The organism is Mycetocola sp. 2940 (assembly GCF_040548835.1).
Classification (GTDB): domain Bacteria; phylum Actinomycetota; class Actinomycetes; order Actinomycetales; family Microbacteriaceae; genus Mycetocola_A.
On the sequence record NZ_JBEPSK010000012.1, the window covers coordinates 1 to 15007 of the forward strand.

The 15007-nt window shown below is 61.7% G+C and carries 11 protein-coding genes; 4 read left to right on the forward strand and 7 right to left on the reverse strand.

Going from position 1 to position 15007, the window contains the following annotated elements; translation table 11 throughout:
* The first annotated feature begins 230 nt into the window (after positions 1-230).
* Together ABIE24_RS13910 and ABIE24_RS13915 are read left to right on the forward strand one after the other, a co-directional pair.
* Positions 231-485 carry a helix-turn-helix domain-containing protein gene (locus ABIE24_RS13910; protein ID WP_354500658.1) on the forward strand — a complete coding sequence of 85 codons (255 nt, stop codon included), beginning with the start codon at positions 231-233 and terminating at the stop codon, positions 483-485.
* Between the two features lie 6 nt (positions 486-491).
* On the forward strand, positions 492-1679 hold the full coding sequence (locus ABIE24_RS13915; protein ID WP_354500660.1) for a tyrosine-type recombinase/integrase: 1188 nt from the start codon (positions 492-494) through the stop codon (positions 1677-1679).
* Between the two features lie 226 nt (positions 1680-1905).
* Here ABIE24_RS13915 and ABIE24_RS13920 read toward each other — a convergent pair whose 3' ends face one another.
* The 3 genes from ABIE24_RS13920 to ABIE24_RS13930 all read right to left on the reverse strand — a co-directional run bounded on the left by ABIE24_RS13920 (position 1906) and on the right by ABIE24_RS13930 (position 5161).
* Positions 1906-2235 carry a hypothetical protein gene (locus tag ABIE24_RS13920; RefSeq protein WP_354500662.1) on the reverse strand — a complete coding sequence of 110 codons (330 nt, stop codon included), beginning with the start codon at positions 2233-2235 and terminating at the stop codon, positions 1906-1908.
* A gap of 173 nt (positions 2236-2408) precedes the next feature.
* Positions 2409-3350 (reverse strand): endonuclease/exonuclease/phosphatase family protein, encoded by a 942-nt coding sequence (locus tag ABIE24_RS13925; RefSeq protein WP_354500664.1) that lies wholly within the window; start codon positions 3348-3350, stop codon positions 2409-2411.
* 413 nt (positions 3351-3763) lie between these two features.
* Positions 3764-5161 (reverse strand): sigma factor-like helix-turn-helix DNA-binding protein, encoded by a 1398-nt coding sequence (locus ABIE24_RS13930; RefSeq protein ID WP_354500666.1) that lies wholly within the window; start codon positions 5159-5161, stop codon positions 3764-3766.
* A 440-nt stretch (positions 5162-5601) separates the two neighbouring features.
* Between ABIE24_RS13930 and ABIE24_RS13935 the strand changes: the two genes are divergently transcribed.
* Positions 5602-6753 (forward strand): TRAFAC clade GTPase domain-containing protein, encoded by a 1152-nt coding sequence (locus tag ABIE24_RS13935; RefSeq protein ID WP_354500668.1) that lies wholly within the window; start codon positions 5602-5604, stop codon positions 6751-6753.
* Complete coding sequence (locus tag ABIE24_RS13940) at positions 6750-7094, forward strand: hypothetical protein (RefSeq protein ID WP_354500670.1); 345 nt, start codon at positions 6750-6752, stop codon at positions 7092-7094. Before ABIE24_RS13935 ends, ABIE24_RS13940 begins: the two co-directional genes overlap by 4 nt.
* A gap of 289 nt (positions 7095-7383) precedes the next feature.
* Here ABIE24_RS13940 and ABIE24_RS13945 read toward each other — a convergent pair whose 3' ends face one another.
* The 4 genes from ABIE24_RS13945 to ABIE24_RS13960 form a co-directional block, all read right to left on the reverse strand.
* Entirely contained in the window at positions 7384-7962 is a 579-nt protein-coding gene (locus tag ABIE24_RS13945; RefSeq protein WP_354500672.1) for a hypothetical protein, read from the reverse strand.
* 43 nt (positions 7963-8005) lie between these two features.
* Positions 8006-8956, reverse strand: coding sequence for an FRG domain-containing protein (locus ABIE24_RS13950; protein WP_354500674.1), 951 nt, complete (start codon positions 8954-8956; stop codon positions 8006-8008).
* Between the two features lie 346 nt (positions 8957-9302).
* The gene (locus ABIE24_RS13955; protein ID WP_354500676.1) at positions 9303-10115 is read right to left on the reverse strand and encodes a hypothetical protein; all 813 of its coding nucleotides are present in this window, start codon (positions 10113-10115) and stop codon (positions 9303-9305) included.
* Positions 10108-14337 carry a caspase family protein gene (locus tag ABIE24_RS13960; RefSeq protein WP_354500678.1) on the reverse strand — a complete coding sequence of 1410 codons (4230 nt, stop codon included), beginning with the start codon at positions 14335-14337 and terminating at the stop codon, positions 10108-10110. Before ABIE24_RS13960 ends, ABIE24_RS13955 begins: the two co-directional genes overlap by 8 nt.
* Positions 14338-15007: the final 670 nt, after the last annotated feature.

The window sequence follows — 15007 nt, forward strand, 5'->3', positions numbered from 1 at the left end:
CCCGACACATCTGTCAACGATGTCCTGAAACCAGACACTGTCAGCCCGACCGAATGTCCCGGAAACTCAAGGGTTTCCGGGACTTTTTAGGTTAACGGAATTGACTACCCCATCAAAAACCCACCTTTTACTCCTCTCAAACGGCCCTGAGGCCGCGCTCCCGTCCGTCGCGCTGACGTTCTTCTGGGTCCGCTCCGATCATTCGGGATCCTCGTGCGCACCTAGTGGGTATGAGCATCCACGAAGAACACCCAACCTCTCCTCCGACCGACGCATGGGGTCTGGAGCCCCTGATGGACGTCGCCGAACTGGCGTCCTACCTCGGTATACCGCTCTCCACGGTCTACGACTGGCGGGTGCACGGCAAAGGCCCGACGGCCTACCGGTTCGGCAAACATCTGAAGTTCGCCGTCTCCGACGTGCGGGCGTGGATCGCCGAGCAGCGCGAACCGTCCAGCCCACCCGGTCACACCGATCGGCGGTGAACTGAGATGGCCCGGCCACGGTTGACCATCGGCACCTTCGGCGACATCACCACGCGGGCGATGCCATCCGGCCGATTCGAGGCACGAACCCGCTACCGCGACTGGGACGGTCGAGCGCGCCAGGTGCAGGCCACCGGCGCCACCGCCAAGGCCGCCGAGGGCGCGCTGAAAGCGAAGCTCGCTGAGCGGTCCCTGCTCCGACCCACCGACTCCACCCTGACGCCCGACAGCCTCTTCGCCGACCTCGTGGCCTACTGGCTGAACGACATCGATCTGGAGGGCCGGATTTCCAAAACCACCCGGAACCTGTACGAGCGCAATATGCGCACCCTCGTCTCTCCGGCGTTCGACAGCCTCACGCTGCGGGAGATCGGCGTCGCCCGGTGCGACCAGTTCATCAAACAGCTGGCGAAGATCTCCTACAGTCGCGCCAAGCAGGCTCGGGTGGTGCTGCGGCTCGCTTTGGAACTGGCGGTGCGGCATGAGGTTCTTCCGCGCAACCCGATGCACCACGTCTCCCGCCTTCACCGCGAGCCGCACATCCCCGATGCGCTCATGGCCCCCGAGGTGAACACGATCCGCGCGGCGATCGCCCAGTGGGAGAGCGCCGCCGACCACGTCTCCGGGCCGAAGCCCGACGGCCAGCTCGGTGCGATCATCGAGGTGATGCTCGGCACCTCAGCACGGATCGGCGAGGTGCTGGCGATCCGCCGCCGGGACGTCGACGTCACGAGCCCGGTGCCCTCCATCCGCCTGTCCGGCACGATCATCAGCCGCAAAGGTGAGCAGACTTACCGGCAGGATCATCCCAAGACCGCCAGGTCCACCCGCGTTGTTGCCATCCCCACCTTCACTGCCGACGCGGTCCGCCGGCGGCTCGCCAAGGTCGGGAGTCTGGGCCTGGATGACCTGCTGTTCCAGTCCCGGGACGGCACGCCGTTGACGACGGCGAACGTGCGTCGTCAACTGCGACAGGTGCTCGAGGGAGCGGGCATCAAGGGAGTGACCCCGCACATGTTCCGCCGCACTGTTGCCACCGCGGTCAACACCAACGCCAGCATCGAACTCGCCTCAGAGCTGCTGGGCCACACGGACACGAAGATCACGGTGCAGCACTACATCCAACGCAGCGAGATGGTGAACCCGGCCACCGCCGCGCTACTTGACCGGGCGTTCGCGAAGGATGATGAGTGAACGCGGTGCTGCCACGGTGGCAGCACCGTCCCACCCGGGGGTTTCGCCGCTTCTCAGTGAATCAGCGCCCCGACTGCAGCAGATTTCCTCACCGGCTGTTCGCGATGGATGTCGACTGATCGCGGTGCCGCCACGGTGGCGGCACCGCCTCATAGCCGAATCGCTGCCACTCTAGACGATGAACGGCGGGCGCGGGGAAGTCGGATCCACAACGACAGGGTTGAGGTCACAAGTAGCCTTCATAACCGTGCTCCCACTCCTGCCGGAGCATTGCCAGGGCGCCAGCCTCGAAGTCTTCCCGTCGCTGCTCTCCCATGATTAGGTGCCAGAGGTCATCGCCGGCGGGGACTGGTCGTCGGGCACCGCTGCTTGTGGAGCGTGAGAAGTCCTCCGCGGCGTTGCTGCCTGCCTCTCTGGCGTTTGCCAAGTCGGGTCTGCTCAACGTCTTACCGGAAGGAGCACCGCCGAACGTATGCAGTTGAGGCTCGGTGGTGAGCAACGCCTCGCCAGCGCGAAGCTCAGAAGGTGTCTGGTGAGGATTCGGGCCGGTGCTCATACGAGGATGCTATTCGGCTCACCTGCCCGTGAGAAGGAGTTCGGGAAGGGCGGGGCTTTCCCATCGCGGTCCAAAGGGCGCCAACGGGTGTGAAGAGTTCGTCTGCGGCTACGTTGAGTTGGCGCCGGGGTCGTGCGCTCCGTGACTTCATCGACGCGGACCGGAGGAACGACTCATGGGGACAGTTGAAATTCCACCCACAACGGGTAGTGGTCCGAGATCCGCCAGGATGCTTCTGACCGTGTCATGTTTCCCAGCAGATGTGGAAGAAAGTCGAAGGAGCCCGCACGCATGGTGTACGTCAGGGAGTGCAACAAAGACTGCCCGTCCGGTTCGGAGAACCAGGCGATCTGGTCATAGAAGTGCTTCGACCGATCATTGTCGAACACCGTCCGCGGAACGCTATTCAGCTCTGTGGGAGGCCAAAGCCCCGTCGAAACGAATGCCTCGAACAACGGGTCGCCGATCCGATCGAGGTTGAAATCGCCCAGCACGAGCAGGTTGTCGTTCCAGTCGCGGGGGCGGTCCGCCCAGCGGCGCATCCACCCGGCGAATGTTGTGATCTCGGGTAGTCGCGCCTGTGGGTTTTTCCCCCAGATGACGTGCAGTGTGGTCAGGGTGAATTCTGCGTTTCCGCGGAGAAAGCTGACGGCATATGGGGTGCGGGCGAACTGCTCGGTTGGCACGTCACCTGTTGCGGGGAGCACGATTTCGCCCACCAACCCGGAGGGTTGCACCCGGGTTGAGTCATACAGATAGGTCAGGCGTTCTCCGTTTCCCGGACCGCCCTCGGTCACGTCGGAGACGATGACCCGCCATGCCTCACCGAGCTGTTCGAGGAGGAAACGTAACGCGGTCGTGTTGCGGCGCACTTCCTGAACGGCAACCACGTCGAAGCGTGCGACGACTTGGGCGATGCACGCCACGGCGTACCAGTCGCGCTTAGGAGAATCGTCGGGTTCCGAATGCCACTTGGCTGTGAGATCCGCGAACGCTCGAAGATTCCATGTACCGATCAGAAGGTTTGATGAAGCCTTCGGTGGTATCACCGCTGACAACGCTGCGCTCAGAGCGGCGAGGTTATCCGCCACGTCCAGGGGCACGGTTGTCGTCATGCTCCATGAAACCATGCCGCCTCATGAAGTGGAACAACCACCGACAATGCGTCGAGTGTGACTACTCCCGAGCGTAGCTCTCCCGAACGTCACTTCGTGCCAGCGAAGCGTCGTTTCAAGCCGTCGATGCTCTAAAGGAACCCTCAACGGGAACTTCACGGGACTTCAAGCGGGAACGATAGGCGACCGCTCGCAGGGCGGCCCGCGCGCAAATGGTTCGCGGATCTCAACCGCTCCGGGTGTGCCCGACCGTTGCCGCGCCGATCACTGTGGATCCGTCAGGCTGATCGCAGGAGCATCGTGGGCAGCTCGCAGTTCGGGGGTACCTATGGCGTCCTCAATCTGGCGGGAAGGGTGGTAGAACTGGCTATGGCGAGTGCCGGAGGTTACGTGGCCAGATCAGAAAAAGGGGACTACGGAACCGGGAACAAGCGGTCGAGCCACCACACAACCATCGGAGCGATGGCGGCGCTCGCGCCGATCGCCACGGCTAACCAAAGGTTAATCTTGAATTGACGATCACCCTGCGTGTCTTGTTTGGCCCACCTCCGGACCTGTTCGTCCCACCTCTCCCCCTCCTGTCTATATCTGTGGAGCGTGGCGGTTGCAACGGCTTTCTGGTGCTCGATGGATTCGAGCAGCTCCGGCGTAAGCTTTCCGGACTCCGCCTGCCGCATGAGTTCGTCGGAAAGCCTCTCGCGCTCGCCCTCCTCGTGCTCGATAAGTTCATCGAGTGTGCTTTGCGTCGCCGGTTTCCGCAATCGTCGCTCGGTTACACGGTCAACTCGCTCAGCGTCCCCGCCCGATCGTACGGCGTCATTCCATGACCCGTAGGCGTATCTCACGGAAGGTCCAGAAGGACGGACGCGCCCACTCCCCTTCTCTGTTTGCACCCATTGTTCGTAATCTGCGTAGGCCGTTCCGACGCCTGAAGCAATGAAGTCGCGGATAGTCCTGGCAAGTTCCGAACGCGTGTACTGAGCGGCTCCGAAACCTTCGGGAGCAGACTGGGTCTTAATGCCGAGTGAGCTTAGTGCGGCATTCCAGCTGCCACCCAACCGCCTTGAGACGGTTAGAGAACCCACAGGCCACGCAACAGCTTGCCGGTCGGAGGCCGGGTGGTCGGCCAAAAAGGCCGCTCGGGTTGCGTCGTAACTCGTGCCGGAGAGGGTCACGGACTCATCAGCTGCAATGCGCTCCGACGCTGCCTGTATGACATTGAGAACCTGCAAGATCTCTTCCGGCGGAACGCCGGCTGAGGCGAGCACGCGGTTCGTATCTGCGACCATTTCTGGATCCATTGAGAGTTCCGCCGAAGTCTGCGGGGCGACGAGTTCGTATCGACGGCCCACGGCATACAGCAGACTCGAGCGCAGCACGCTGTCCGGTACCTTTTGCTCACCTCCGGATCTGTCGATGACGAGCCGACCCGCGTCGCGGAGGTAATCGATAGACGCCGAGATGATGCCAGGGTCTGTATCTGGTCGGAACGCCGCAAGGTTTGCTTCGATGTCTGCTCGCGCCAGTCCGAGGGCCGCGAGGCGCACGGCCGCGTCAGAAATCTCATCGGCGAACGATCTGACTTCGCCAGCGCGCACGTCGGCCCGACCGAGCGTCCGCTGCCTCTGCACGGCCCGCGCGTCGACATTTGCCTCTTTCAATATTTGACCGATACGAGCACGTGAGACGCCAAACTCGTCTGCTATCTGCTCGAGGGTAAGCAACTCCTCAACGAACCTTTTGACGATGAGGTCGTTCCGAGGCGACCCCTCACTCTCGGGACCTGTGGTTCTGTCAGTTACTTCGGTCATTAAGAACCTTCTGGTCGCTGTGGTCCGGTAGACACGGTGGAGCGCGTAGTCGTGATCTTACGGAAGCCGCGACGTACCCGTACCCATCTGCGTGGCCCCAATGCGGGTGAGCATCAGGGATATGTCATCCAACAGAACCCCCCACAAGTCAGTTGCCGCACTGAGAACCCTGGGTCCGTTCGTGCCAGTCGGGGATAACGCTGATGTCGACCTGGGAGACCGCGCCTGCAACGTAGCAATCCACTCGGTTCTCGAGTGATGCGGCGTTAACCACATGACCCGTGCCCGGTTACTCGACCCGCTGTTTCCGCCGATGTGTCGTTTATGCCTTTTCGAGCACCCGCAACGGGATCTCCTACCGCTTTCGTGGCGACCCCAGGACCTCAGCGCGGGGGGTGGCTGCGGCAACTGGGATGCCTCCCGTGCCATAGGTTTCTCATATGGGACTAGGCAAAGTAGCACGCGAGCAGCAAATTGCGGTATTCGGTGAAAGAGGCAGCGGCAAAACGGTGCTGCTCTCCTCCTTCTATGGAGGGGCACAGGAGCCAGAATTTCAGAAAACGAGCCTCTTCGACGTTGTCGCGGACGATACCAGCGACGGTAATCGACTTCATCAAAACTACCTCGGCATGAAGAAGACAGCGTCCCTGCCGATGTCGAACCAGTTGAAAGCGACCTCATACTCTTTCTCGGTCAAGCGCCGAAAAGTGCCCGGCTCGAAGGCGAAGAATGCCAAGCAGGTCGAGGACTTGCGCCTAATTTGGCATGACTATCCCGGGGAGTGGTTTGAGCAGGATCCCAACGGACCGGTGGAGGCTGCGCGCCGAGTCGAAACATTCAGGTCTCTGTTGACTTCCGATGTTGCTTTACTTCTGGTGGATGCCCAGCGGCTGATGGACAACTCCGGTGAGGAGGAACGGTACCTGAAAGCGTTGTTCACCAACCTGAAAAACGGACTTCTCAAGCTCCGGGACGACCTACTGGAGGACGGCAAACCACTCGTCATGTTTCCCCGCGTCTGGGTCGTGGCGCTTTCAAAATCCGACCTGTTGCCAGACTTCGACGTGTGCGAGCTCAGAGACCTCATCGTGGAGAAGGCTGCCGGCGAGTTGAGCGAGCTACGGACTGTGCTCGGTGGGTTCATACAAGCTCCCGACGCCCTGTCCGTGGGCGAAGACTTCGTGCTGCTGTCATCTGCAAAGTTCGAACCGGGAAGCATTGAGGTAACTAAGCGCATTGGGTTAGATCTAATCCTGCCGATGGCGGCCATGCTCCCGCTGTCGCGAACGATCGGGTGGATTTTGGCGATGAAGAAGGGCGGCGAGGTAGCGAATCATTTGCTGAGTACCGTCACCCCGTTGGTGCTTCTCATCACAACCAAAATCAAGCTGCCTGGCCCTCTCAAGTTTGTTGTAGCCCTAATCGGACCTAGTCTTGCGGATTTTATGGCGAAGCTGACCAACGACAAGCTCGACGAGTTCAATCGCGATGCGAAAGACAAGCATGATTATGTGAGCATCATGATGACCAATTTCGGGCTGGACTTAGAAAGAGGTGAGAAGGATCAGGTACTGCTTCGAAGCCTCAAATGAGTATCATCTGGGCCAGCCGAGGACGAAGCTGGGGATTTCGTTTCCTCCGCAACGCCGGAACTCGCGACCCGCTCCCCATCTACGAAACCGTCTTCTCGGGCATTGAGGATATGCCGCAGATCTGGCGTCGCGACGGCGACACGGTAGCGCTGCGCTTGTCCGATCCGCAGGGGCGGTGTGACCGGGCAGGCAGAGTTATTCTCCACGACTTCGTTCTCTTCGGGGATTTGGCGAGCAAGGTCCACTCGATCGAAGACGGACGTCAGGAGGTCTGGCCACTCGTCGCCGATCGTTTCGCCGAAATCTGGAACGAAGCCGAACTACCAGCAATTGACGGCTGAGCCATTGGGGCGTCTTGCACGGGAGGAGCGAGCGGACTCCCTACGCCACGACGATGTCGACCCGCGCGGGAACCTTCTACGTGAAGGCCACATCGAAGAGGTCGACCGTTCGCCATCCATCGAGCATGTGGTCGAGCTTGACGTGTCACGCCTTCAGAGCGCCCGATCGCTCAATGCTCGCAGTGATGAACCGCACACTCGGCATCGGTCCCAATTCCTGAACTCGTGTTTGCGCTGCCACGGGCGCGGCCCCTCTGGATGGTAACGTGCAGCGCGTCGGGCTCGGTGGTCAGTTCCATCCCAGAAGCATTATGAACCCCGCCGCGATGACTCCAGTAATGATGCCTCCGGCCCACTTTGCAGCGCGAGCAACGTACCTGTGTTTGAACCAGGGGCGGCGCGCCCGCTTCCGTTCGCTATCGGCCGGCACGACTTCTTGGGGTGAAGCAGTCACACTTGCGGCGTTCGGTGAGTTGTCATGAACGGCCTCGAAGAACTTTGACATGACACCCTTTAATCCTTCGCTGGACACCTGCGAAGGAGTCGTGACCGTAACCATGATGCGCCGCTGTTCTGCCCACAGATACACAGCGAAACGGGTTCGACGATCAGGCACGCTGGACATCGAGTAGAACGAGTAGTCGTAGTCCAAGTTGAGATCGTCGAGGACTCCGCGTGCTTCTGAGATTGTGCTCCGACTCACCGTGACACTGTGGTCAGCAGCTGTGACATAGACCGCTCCCGCCTCAAACTCGCCAAGATCCGCGGCTGCGGTGAGCAACCTCGCGCCAGTTCGCTCGTAGAGCGCCCACAGGTCGCCAGAGCCACTGAACCTGCGGTCGATCACCGCTTCGACGTAATCGGTCAAAGATGGCTACTTTCGCTGGAACTCTTTGGGCAATGTAGCTCGCTCAACGTTCTGGCGTTTCACTGGCTTCTGGCGAAACGTAGTCGTGGGCAAGTCGCTGGACCGCGAAGCCTGAGAGATCGGGGTACATCGTGCGGTGGCTCCGATTGAAGGATTTCTCCAATACGGGAAGTATTTGTGCCTTGAGCGCTGGCGAGATGATCAGGCCGAATATTCCAAACGAGTCCCATTTGTCACCGATCATCACCGTACCGAGATCACGAATAGTGCGCAAAAGGCTCAACAAGACCCAGGAGCCTTTGTACGGAAAACCCTCCATAGGAGTACCGGCACTCCTTTGAGGCACCGATGAGGCGATGAACAACCCTTCTTGAGCGATCATCCTCGCGTCCCGTACGACTGGTTCTACCAAGAACGGCACGCCATCGTGTTCAGACGATGCCAAGGCTGACACAAGTGGATACCGAAGGGGATCACCCATCGATCCGATGGTCACGTCCCGGGGCGCTACCGGCACGGTCTCAATTACCGGAACATTTGAGACCGCCATGCTCACCAGCACGCCGGGCAGGTCTCTTAGCTTCGGATCAGAGCAGGCGAACCAGAGGGCAGTAAGTGGGTTGTACGTCACGTCGACGAGTCGTGTTGGAACGCCATGATGCTGCAACATCGCGAGCAGATGCAGGTCAGACGCGTACCCGTGCTCCGAATGCCCAAGACCCCAGCGTCTTGCCGCCTCAATCGAGTTCTGTTCGTTCAGTCGAATGGCAGCCTCCGTCGGGGTGATCCCTCTCCTTCGCAATTCTCGAGAGAGTGACGATTCAATGTTGTATTCGACGCTTGGGAGACCTCGCCAAACAAATCTTGATCCTGACCCGAAGAAGCTCAGAAACCCAATTTCGCGCCAGAGTTCTTCAAGCGTGGCTGGCTGCGCTGCCCAAGCGTCGTGCCAGATTGGAAGGCCGGAGGCAGATCCTGCTGACAAATCATCCATCTGCTCAACGTATCGTCGATCTGTCTTTCGCCGGCCTACCTCGTCGTGACTACACGGCTCAACGCGAAGAGAAAAATCACCGGCGCAGAGACAGGAGTCGGCGTCGGCGTGACCTTGATCCCCGACTTCGAGAAGAACGCCCCGAAGCCCGCGGGCGCTCATTAGACGCCGTAATCCCATGTCTAGTGGGAACGTCTAGCGCTATGATTCCTGAACGGATGCTCACGACCAGGTTCGTAATTCTGGATGCTGAATTCCACCGCCCTCTTCGGTCGAGTATTGGCTGGCAGTGAGACAGCGGTCCGGCGAGCCAGCTCGGCGCGGCGTGGTTCACCGCGTTTCGGCTTCAACGGTATGGACTGAGAATTCCAGCCGCCACCGGGGCGGTGAGATAGCTCTCCGCCCGGTGACATACGGCTAGGTCGACATCGATCTCGAACTCTTCGTCCACCTCGGGGAAAGCTGAACGAAGACGACCCGCCGCAGCGACCAGGTCGCCCGGATGCACCACGTTGACCCAGCGGCCGACGCCCGGAGGCTTCGTCCGGCCGTGCACGGGCTGCGGGTCCAACCGGGAAAGCATCGCGTTGGGCAGGGCGAGCGGCGATCCGATCGTGAGCAGAAGCTCCACGCGCAGGTCGGGGATGGCCTGCATGGTCTCCCACGCCACGACCGATCCTAAGGAATGCGCGATGAGGGCCCGCGGCTGGTGAGTGGCGATGCCCGTGGCGAGCCGACCCTGGATGTCGCGCCGCATTCTTGCATCGTTCAGGTAGTCACTTGCCTCACGAGCGCCCATTCGCATGAGCCTTGCCACGAGCCAGGGAGGTACGTCGTCCAGCCGACCGGCGATTAGACGGGCGACCTGCCCGACCCACTGCTCGGCAGGGCCTTGCGCCTGGACGCCGATACTGTCCAGCGCCCAGTCGGCCAGAAGGAGTGCCGACGCGTCGTCCAGAGGTTCCTCGCCCTGTGCGACGGCGGCGGGATGAAAAACGTCGGCGTAGAACACGACTGGTACTTCCACGTCCTCCGTCGAGACACCGAGTCCATCGAGAGAACTGCGGAGAGCCGATGTCCACTCGTCGGTAAGTTCTTGGGGCGTGACTTCGCGTTGGTTGATGCCATGGATTCCGAGGAACCCCGTGCCATTAGTCATCGTTGCCGATCCTCAAGGTCAGCAGTCCGGACTCGCCAGCTAGTGTCAGTAGTCTTCTTCGGGCGTCGTAGGCTGCGGCAACGCACGCGCCAGCGTTCTCGAAGTCATCGGTGAGCCGGAGGCCGGTTCCGGCGCCCAGCAGCGACACGGCTCCCTCTGAGCTCACGGTCACCACAGCGACTTCGGTACGGTGGCCTAAGCGGATTTGGGTCTCGAAGACACCTACGACGCTCGCCTCGAGCCGAGCTTCCCAGGTGCCGCCCGCCCAGCGATGTGCCTGCACGACGCCGGTGCCGGTGCCCACTAACAGCGCTTGCGAAGCGGGATTTAGTGCTGTGACAGGTCCGGAGACCGACGTGATCAGGGTTGGTGGTCTGTCACCGCCCAGTTCCCATGCTGCGGTCCGACCGTCATGATGTCCGATGAACAGCCGGCTGGCGTCCGCTGCGAGCGTGGTCCGGTGTGGCTCTGGCTCGCGCAACTCAGGCGCAACGGCGAGTGGCGCGCCGGTCTGAGCGTCCCATACGGCGATCGCTCCGTCTTCCATTAGGCCGGCGACCGCGCGCCCAAGCGATACCAACTGCTCTACGCGGTCGTCCGCCTCGGCTTTCCAGCGCGGCGCCCACACCTCCTGCTTGTCTTTCCGGACGACTTCCCAACCTGACACCCGGCCGTCCGCCTCCGCGACGACGATGCCGTTCGATGTTTCGACTAGCGCTCGCACCTCTGGGTTGTACTTGCGCTGGGCTAGCCAGTCCAATCGCCGGTTGGGATAGGACCAACCGGGCCGGGGACGCTCCACCGAATCCTCGAACCCGTCCACGACGAAGCCGGTGATTGGATGCTCGGCCAAAGTCCCGAGCGTCTGCCTCCCGGTGCTGCTCGCATATGTCTGTAAACCCCGGGTGCTACCGGAGACGACGCGATCGTGCGCCTCCAAGCTCATCACCGCCCGCAACGGCGCGCTGGACTCTTCGGCCTCGAATCCGGTGCGAGCCCCCTTGAATAGATCCCACGTCGACGAAGCTCCTGTCTCGGCGAACGCTTCAATAGTCACACCGTCGGAAAGAATGCGCACGGCGAGGATGGCAAATTCGTCCGCGAAGAGGGGAGATCCCACGACAGCTCCGCTCGTTATGTCCCAGCGACGGACTGTTCCGTCCGAGCAGCCACACACCAGCAGACGCTCGTCGCGCGTAAGAGCCATCGATGTGATCGGGGTCGGTGAGAGCATCAGTTCCCGCGTCGTATCCTCCGTCGGCGACCACCTCACGAGGGTGTGGTTTTGGAATGCGACAAGCATGTCGCCGTCCCTATAGCGCCCCAGCGCAGAAACACGTCCCCGCCCTGACAGCTCGAGGGTGGCCACATTGTTGAACTCAATACGCTCGCCGGGCTCCGCCTCGGACCTTACAGCGAGTACCTCAACGACACCGGTACTGAGGCCGACGACAACCTCGCCGAGGTCGCCCACAAGCAGCGCCGTGGGGCCACGGCCCAGATTAGTGACGACGTGGGTCGACTTTGTAACGACGTGGGTCGACGTCGAGACCATCGTGTGCGCGACGATCTGACCATCCAGGCTGGCCGAGGCGAACCGCTTTCCGTTGGGCGAAACTGCGACGGCAGTGACCCCGGACGGGTGCTCCCATAGGGGGTATCGGAGCGCTTCTTCGCCGGCTGCCGCCCAAACCTCTCCGCTGAACGTCCCCACAATCCGTTCTTGCCCTTCGCGTGTATAGCCCCGGAATGTCACGCCGGACCCATCATCGAAACTGAACGGCATCGAAGTTGCCGGATGCCGCTCATCACTGCGAGCGCGCGGGAGCGTGCGAGAAGTCCCCCAGACAGGCCAGAGCACGGATTCGGACACATACGCTCTGAGTTGACCTGTCAGCTTCTTGTCATCCCAGCGCACGGCCTGCATGGCGAGCTGCCGGGCACGCTCGCTCCTTGAAGCATCCGACCCGAACTTGGTCGAGGAGAAGAGCTCCCACCATTCGAATCCAGCGGAGGCAATCGGTGGAGCAAAGCCGCGGGCGGTCGCGGGATTGCACGCTAGCAGAAACCCCGGCTGCTCCCAGAGCCAGGAGACGACGCTGGTCCGAATCCGGTTCTCGCGGCTGTCGATGTCCGACGCGTGCTCGATGATGTGCCGCAGCACGTACGAACGCTGCTGATCCCAGGCAGGCTCGCTGCCGCCCACCAACCTCAGGATTGCGCGGTGGTCGAGCGCGGACATATCCTGCAGCTGATCAACGAGCCCCTGATGGAAAAGACGGTAGAGCACGCTCCCATCTGTGTCTGACGCAGTACGCAAGTAGAACGAGAGCGGACCGATGAGAAGCTCGCGGGCGCGTTCCTCGTCGATCGGCGAGTCGTCATCGGCGGTGAATCGATGCAGTTGCGCGAGCACCCCCAGCGGCGCCCCATTGCCCTTGGCGAGAGCGACCGCCCGGAGAAGCCCTAGTAGTGCCTCGCGGTCCGGGTGGCGTGACAGCTCCAGCTCGAGCAGTTCACTGACCCGGGCGGGCGCCTTCTGCGCACGGCTCACCGCCTCATCGACGTTCGTGCCCTCGTTCAGGAGCCCCGAGAGGAAGACAGATGCGGCCAGGAAGTGGCCGTCGAGGTGCCCTTTCGTCTCGTGATGGCTCGCAGCGGTCAGACGTTCCGCGAGCGCGTGCGCCACCCGAGCGTTGCCCACCGGGTCCCAAGCATTCTTCGCGCCGGCCAGTCGGAGCAGGGAGTACCTCTCCAGCTCACGACGCAGGCGCTCCGGGGGTACCTCATCAAGATCGACCACGATGGCCCGATTGGCGATGTGTTCGACTAGCGGCACACCCGCCACCCAGCGGCGTGTGCCAAGTATCAGCCGAGCGCTTGGCATCCCGTCGGGCCGGGTCGAGTCGATAAGCGGTAGCAGAAGGCCGTCAAGCAACTCCGACCCCACGACCGCTGCGCCGGAAGTCACGCTCGCCTCGTCGAGTGCGTCGATAATCACCAGCGGCGGTTCTGGCATGGCCTCGATCTGAGCGATGAGTTCCTCTGGGCCGTTTGAAGCGGGAAGGCCGAGCTGGTTGTGGAGGGCGTCGACAACCTCCGCCATCGTTAGCTGGCGCGCGTGCACGGCGGCGACCGGTTCGACGGGTCCGGGCAACATGTCTGACTGCGCTTGCCAGAGACCGCGCGTGCTCTCGGAGAGGGCGTCGTGGGTGTTACAGACAAGCAGCGCCAGCAGCGCCGATTTGCCCGCCCCGGGAGAGCCAGTAACCACGAGAAGGCGTTCAGGCACCTCACCGTGGACAAACGCGTTCAGCGTGCAGAGCTCGGGTGCCCGACCTGCGAATGCCCCGTACTCGTCCCCACCATCATCTTCGCCTGCTGCGCGCCCGGCGGCGCGGGTACGCCAGTGCTTCGCGTCGAACGCGAGAGATTCTAAGAACGAGCCGAGCTCCTGAGGAGAACTCCCATCGGTCAGTTCGACGTAGTTGGGATTGGCGAAGAATGGAAACGTCCCGGGATCGTCCCGTTCTACGGGAGTCGCTCGCACCACTTGCCCCGGTCCACCGGCGCTTAGTATCGCGACCTCGGCCCGCAGCTCGCGCAGGAACTGCATGTACGGGATATGGGGAAAGTCTGGTGCGATGTCCAGTGCACCCTGGCCGATTCGCTCGCCGACGCGATCGACTGCCGCGGTGAGGCGGCCGTCGTACGAAGCGGTTCCATCGTCCGCGGCTGCTACCACCCATCGGTGAGTGATACCGCCCACAGCGCGGTGAAATAACTGCTCGAGGATTGCGGTGCCAGCCGAGCAACTGTCCACGATGAAAAGGGTAGGGATCGCCTGCAGCGGGTCCTCAGCGAGCATAATCTCTGATGGCTCACGGGTCCACATGTTGATCGGCCTACTGTGGTGTCCGTCCGAACCGACCAGATGCAGATCATTCTGCGCGTCCGTTCCATGTGCGATCAAGTGAATCACGCGACAGTCGGCCGATCGGCCCATTATTCCTTCGAGAGCCTCGTCGATCGCGCGACCGCTTGGGGCGCGGGACGGCTCGACACGATATCCGAAACCGTTTTCAAGGGTTGCAGCCAGGGCATCGCTGCGTGCGTCCGCATACTTCAGTGCGCGGTACCGTCTCTCCCGGCCGCGGTCCTGGGCTGAGACCACCTCCGACACGCTGATCGTCAGCGCATGACGTTCATCTGACGATCCCATTTGCCGCCTATTCTCGGTCCGCTCGGTACCTCACGATAGCGAAGCCGCAGCCGAGGCACTAGCTCGAGTTCCTGCGATATCCCTGGTCTGAAGGGTCGAAGTATCGCAGGACGCCGGCCTCGAGCACTCACACTGCAACTCAGTGCAAACGGGATCGTCGCTGCGTCGCTCCCCACGGCTCGTCGAGTAACTTCCGCGTTCACCGAGTGCTGCAACCTCACCCGCGGCGTAACTTCGGTTGGCAGCCACTTCGCAGTTGCTGACGTTCAACGGGCGGGCCTTGACCATAACGGACTCGACGATCAGTCTGCGCGTCATGACTGTATTACTGATTGGCTACGCCCGCGTATCTACTATCGAACAGGATCTGACTGCCAAGGAGTGCGCCGGACAACTGACTCTTAGAGGGGAGGCGGAACCCTATCCCGCAAGACCTGTTCGGTGAAATTCCCGTTGAAACGGGGGAGATACGCAGCGCGTCAACCGGCGGCGGCACAGAGGCTGAATGGGATGTTTGAGTACGTCAGGAAGACTCGGGATGTGCGCAGAACTCAACCTCGGTCTCGCGCCGTCGTGCGACGTCAGCCTGCCTACGAAACGTCACCTGCGTGCCAATTCGAATCCTGCTTTCAACGCTACCTCGGGTCTTGCCTGCAACCCTAAATTCGAA